We start from the raw sequence: 5,161 nt of genomic DNA, 5'->3' as shown, positions 1-5,161 counted from the left end.
TAACTTCCGGTGTGCCGTGCGCTGTGAACCCATCCGTGCGCGAATCACAAGGAAGTAGCGTCCATTGCGGACAAGCCTCCCGTCATCCGTCACTCCATCCCACTGTGCAACGTTAGGACCGACGTAGTGAGGGGTGTCCTCAAGAAGTCGTCGAACCCGTCTGCCCCGAAGATCGAAGATATCCATTGTTACAAACGCTTGCGTTGCCTCCGGTGCCTTGAGTTGATACGCTATTGTTAGCCGATTCCTATCCGGTGCGAAAAATACACGCGGCGAAAGTTTGACGTTCTGAATCTGAAACCGATCAGTTCGCTCCAAATCTACAGGCGTATGCACCATCAATGTATAAATCCCGAAGTGGTTAATAGAAGCGGTTACACCCCCTTGAACAGCGTTCACACGGCTTTGCAAAGGGACCCACTGTTTCCCAAACGCCTCCCAAAAATAGAGTTGTGGCTTTGCGCCTGGAAACTCATCACTTCCAAAGAGAAATGTCAGCTGCATTGGTCGTTTTAAGATGAGCTGCGCGGGCGATATCTGAACGACACGGATGAACTGCAGGGCTGTCGGCGGTAATCCGGGTGATGCCACGATTTCTATCCCAATGTGTCGTTCAATCGGGAATGCTCCTTCGGGTAGCTTGATTTCCACGCCAGCGGGACTTTTGAGTGTTCCACCACGACTTCCGATGGTGCCCATCGCTGGAATGATGTTTAACCTTACGCGCTGTTCCACTCCGTCCACACGGCAAATAAGATCTCCCTCGCCTACAAAAACAGCGGTTAGCGTGGGTTGATTCCTTGTCGTAATTCTACCTAAATCTCCAGCAAGAAACCACTGCGCTGTAAGCACTTCCTCATCCGCGGAGACTGCTTGAAGTCGGTAGTGCTTCCCAGAAACCAGTCTATAGGGTTGCATCACAGCTACTTGACCGTCAAACACCCGAATTTCAAACAGGTCCTCAACCGCTTTAACGTCTGAAGGGTACCAGATCACCAATGCTATCAATATGAAATATATCGTCGTTATTCGAGGAAAGGGGGTTCGCATGTTCACATGGTAGCACACATCCGATTTGCATTTCAAGCCGTCTTGTGCTAAACTTCAGAGACATTTATGGTGAATTATAGAATTACTTATACACCCAAAAATGGGAGAGGATACTTAAAGGAAATCCGCAGAAACACCCTATCAAATACCCCAAGCAAAACACGCTCGCCAGCGGTGGTGGGGGTGGTGTTCCTGAAATGTATACATATTTTGATAATTCACCATAGTTAACAGGATTTACGCAAAATCAAAGAATTAGGTTTATCATGATGCAATAGCCCGTAATGGAATGGAAGGCGGATTTATGGAAGGCACGAAAAAGTCTAAACCCACATCATTTCTCCGCAAGGAAAAATTAAAAAACGGCACCGCTCTCATCGAGACAGATCCTTTGCTAAAGCCGTATCGAGCGCAGCAGCGTGAGCGGTTCGCACACTATCAAGGTTTCAGAGCAGAGATTGAGAAAACCGGCGGCATCTTAGGGGAAATAAGCCAAGGACACCAATATTTCGGTTTCAATCGCGGGGAAAATGACGGTGAGAGCGGGATCTGGTATCGCGAATGGGCACCGGGTGCACACGCGCTTGCCCTTATCGGCGATTTTAACGGCTGGGATCGCAGTGCACATCCAATGTCCGTTGATGAACGTGGTGTATGGCATATCTTCCTGCCCGATAGAGACTACGCCGATCGACTCACACACGGGAGCCGAATCAAGGTGCATGTGGTATCAGAACTCGGTGGACTCGACCGAATTCCAGCATATATTCAGCGCGTTGTTCAGGAAGGGAATGCCGATTTCATCGGACAGTATTGGGCACCGCCCTATCCGTATGAATGGAAACATCACGGACCTCGTTCTGATGCTCGCATCGAGGGCTTGCGAATCTACGAGGCACACGTCGGTATGGCGCAGGAAGCGGAAAAGGTGGGAACCTTCGATGAATTCACGCAAAACGTGTTACCCCGAATTGCAGATTTAGGTTATAACGCCGTGCAACTGATGGCGGTCATGGAACATCCGTATTATGCAAGTTTCGGGTACCACGTAAGCAATTTCTTCGCCGTTTCCAGCCGTTTCGGGACACCGGAAGAACTCAAAGTGCTTATCGATACCGCACACGGTATGGGTTTACTGGTTATCATGGATCTGGTCCATAGCCACGCAGTCAAAAACATGAATGAAGGATTGAATCGCCTTGACGGCACGGCACACCACTATTTCCACGCCGGTGAGAAAGGGGACCACATCGCATGGGATTCGCGCTGTTTTGACTACAGTAAGTATGAAGTGCAACGCTTTCTCCTTAGCAACATTCGCTACTGGTTGGAGACGTATCGGTTCGATGGATTCAGATTCGACGGCATCACCAGCATGCTCTATAGCGACCACGGGTTAGATCGGGAATTCGAGGGCTACGCGGATTACTTCGGTGCTGACGTTGAACTCGACGCTATTGCATATCTGATGTTAGCAAATGATGTCGTTCACACCATCAACCCTACCGCACTTTCAATTGCTGAGGATATGAGTGGAATGCCAGGTCTCGCGCGTCCCACCGAGGAAGGCGGGCTCGGCTTCGATTACCGGCTTGCAATGGGCATCCCGGATTATTGGATTCGGTTGTTGAAAGAGAAAAAGGATGAAGACTGGCATATCGGCGAGATTTACGGTATGTTGTGCAACCGGCGAACAGGCGAGAAACACATCGCTTATGTTGAGAGTCACGACCAAGCGATCGTTGGGGATAAAACCCTTGCTATGCAACTCATGGAGACCGAACTTTACACAAACATGAGCGTCTCCACAACAAGCCATTACATCGCTCGTGGTATCGCGCTCCACAAACTCATCCGACTGTTGACCTTTAGTTTAGGGGGCGAGGGGTATCTCAACTTCATGGGGAACGAATTCGGACACCCTGAATGGATCGACTTTCCGCGAGCGGGGAACAATAACTCCTACTGGTATGCGCGTAGGCAGTGGCACCTCGTCGATGATGACACTCTCCGTTACAAACATCTCAATGCTTTTGATGGCGCGATGCAACACCTTGACGCAATGTACCATCTGCTTTCTGATGAAAATATCTATCTATTATATATTCATGAAGACGCAAAACAGATCGTCTATGAACGGGGCGGACTTATCTTCGCATTCAACTTCCATCCGACTGCCTCGGTCACAGATTGGCGTATCCCCGTCCCTCAGCAAAAGGATTATCGTCTTATCCTCAACACCGATGATACGGCTTACGGTGGCTATGGTGCCGTAGAGGGTAGGCATTATCCGTGGCAAGACGTAGGCATGGAAGGGCATACCCAATCCATTCAACTGTATGTCCCCGCCCGAAGCGCGCAGGTGTTAGTGTATGACACCAAAATTGACAACACCGCTTGATTATTTAGGAGGCACTGCATAAAATGGTACAGAACAAAGATCTTTTAAATCCAGAAATGAACGAAGTCGTTAAGGAAGTTCGGGAAATGCGCTACAAAATCTCAGAAAAATGTGGACACGACTTAAACCGATTACTCGCTTACTACCAAAAAGTAGAAAAAGAAATGCGTAAGTCCGGTAAGTACAAGTTCGTCGATCCAGAACCGCCTGCTCAGAAATCTGTGTCCACAAAATCGGAGCGCGGTGAAGCCGCAGATTAAAATGTAGTCCGCCTCTTTGATAATTTCTTTACCCGAACACGTGCCGTATGGATGGTGTTTTCCTCTTGGAAAAATGGGGACAGCCAACCATGACCTCTGTCGTCAGGGTATGTCTATGTTGGATTGTTAGAGCCAGACCCTCTAACTTTCGGCGCGGTTACAAACCGCGCCTCTTGATGCCTTAGGGTGAAACATCTTTGACGCATCGAAAACCGACGCTTCCGAGGCTACTCCCCGGCGGTTTCCCACCACGTGCAGTAACAAATGCTATTTCGGCTGCTGAGAATGCGCTACCGCCACGCAAAATCCGAGGTGTTTCAATGTCAGTGAAATTTGCGATGAGGAACGCCAGATTCGATAAGGTATTATCAGGCACGCCGGCTAATGGATTTTTAAGGGGTGTATCGGCGTAGAAATCCGCGATAGCCGCATCCAGAGTCCACTCGCAGACATTCCCAGCCATATCGTATAAGCCGTATCCGTTCGGAGGATATTGCGCCCCGACAGGTCCACCAATAGGAGACGTATCCCCGACTTTAAAATCGTAATTTGCACGCGTCTCATCTATGCTTTCGTCGCCCCACGGAAATTTTTTTCCAACTAATCCGCCACGGGCGGCCTTTTCCCATTCCGCCTCGGTCGGCAACCGTTTACCAACCCATTGTGCATACGCCATCGCCGCATACCAGTTAACATGTGTTACGGGATGATCCGCTTTCCAGATCGGAAAGTCATTCCCATTCCTCCAGTGTTCGAGATAAAACATATCATCTTGGACATTGTCCTTTTGCCATTCGGGGTTTGCCAATACAAATTTCAGGTAATCCGCGTTGGTTACTTCATAGACATCGATAAAAAAGGCATCAACGAACACAGTGTGGATGGGACCTTCGATGAGCGGGGCTTCCGGGTCGGGTGCCTCGTTGGTTCCCATGAGAAATTCGCCTGCTGGGATTAGCACCATCGCTGTCTGCGTCTGGGTCTCATCATCCGTGCCTGTTATCTCCTCCCCAACATCGGGCAGTTTCACGGTGTAGGTGAGTGCCTGCTGACCGTCTCGCCACGCCACAACAAGAGCCAAGGGACCCGGCGCAAAGGGTCCCGTAATCTTCGCCTCTACGTTGAATACTGTCATGGAGAACGTTCCGTTGCCTGTTACGGTCACGCCTCCCGGTGGCGCGGAAAAACGGACAATTATCGTTGTGTCTGCGTCAATTTCGCTGCCGATAGGCGGAGTCGCCTCGCGAAAGGTGACGGGTTGTTCCTCGACGACTTCGACCTCGTTTATGTCACTCTCACAACTCTCCATTGCACAGAGGAAAACTGTGCCGACACAGAGCATGACAGTCAGTAGCGTAAAGTTGAGAACTGATTTCATCAATCTTCGGGCAGGAGACCCCTGCATTTATGTAGGGGAGGAATGCCCGCCTCCTTGTGCATTAGACCACAG

Annotated in this window: 4 protein-coding genes; 2 read left to right on the top strand and 2 right to left on the bottom strand. The window is 49.8% G+C overall.

The genetic code is table 11. The features are described from left to right. A partial coding sequence (locus J4G07_21715) for a hypothetical protein (protein MCE2416602.1) occupies window positions 1-1,008 on the bottom strand: 1,008 nt, incomplete at its 3' end. A gap of 346 nt (window positions 1,009-1,354) precedes the next feature. On the opposite strand from J4G07_21715, the gene J4G07_21710 reads away from it, so the two are divergent. After that, the gene (locus J4G07_21710) at window positions 1,355-3,451 is read left to right on the top strand and encodes an alpha amylase C-terminal domain-containing protein (protein MCE2416601.1); all 2,097 of its coding nucleotides are present in this window, start codon (window positions 1,355-1,357) and stop codon (window positions 3,449-3,451) included. 23 nt (window positions 3,452-3,474) lie between these two features. Continuing rightward, window positions 3,475-3,711 carry a hypothetical protein gene (locus J4G07_21705; GenBank protein ID MCE2416600.1) on the top strand — a complete coding sequence of 79 codons (237 nt, stop codon included), beginning with the start codon at window positions 3,475-3,477 and terminating at the stop codon, window positions 3,709-3,711. Between the two features lie 181 nt (window positions 3,712-3,892). Here J4G07_21705 and J4G07_21700 read toward each other — a convergent pair whose 3' ends face one another. Continuing rightward, the gene (locus J4G07_21700; GenBank protein MCE2416599.1) at window positions 3,893-5,089 is read right to left on the bottom strand and encodes a formylglycine-generating enzyme family protein; all 1,197 of its coding nucleotides are present in this window, start codon (window positions 5,087-5,089) and stop codon (window positions 3,893-3,895) included. Between the last annotated feature and the right edge of the window lie 72 nt (window positions 5,090-5,161).

The organism is Candidatus Poribacteria bacterium (assembly GCA_021295715.1).
In the GTDB taxonomy this organism is placed as follows: Bacteria; Poribacteria; WGA-4E; order WGA-4E; family WGA-3G; genus WGA-3G.
The sequence above is the reverse complement of the archived record's forward strand: the minus strand, read 5'-3'. Positions and strand labels throughout refer to the sequence as shown.